Raw genomic sequence first — 253 nt, forward strand, 5'->3', positions numbered from 1 at the left:
CCCGCTGTATTGTAGATAAGTGCTTTGAACTGGGCGAAGGCGATTTGGCAGTGGGCACTGTTAGAGCATTCCAGGCAGGTGTTTTAGATATTCCGTTTGCACCGAGCAAACTAAACGCAGGAAAAATGCTGCCGGCAAGGGACAATGACGGCGCAATTCGTATCTTAAATGCTGCCAATGTGCCGCTTTCCAAAGAGTTGATCGATTTCAACAGAGAAAAAATTGAAGAACGTGCACAGGCAGAAAAGAGAGA

General features: G+C 46.6%; 1 pseudogene. It reads left to right on the forward strand.

Annotated elements, in window-relative coordinates:
* Positions 1-253: pseudogene (locus D1841_RS18565) on the forward strand (methylaspartate mutase subunit E); the annotation flags it as partial.

The organism is Neglectibacter sp. X4, assembly GCF_009917365.1.
Lineage (GTDB): Bacteria > Bacillota > Clostridia > Oscillospirales > Acutalibacteraceae > Acutalibacter.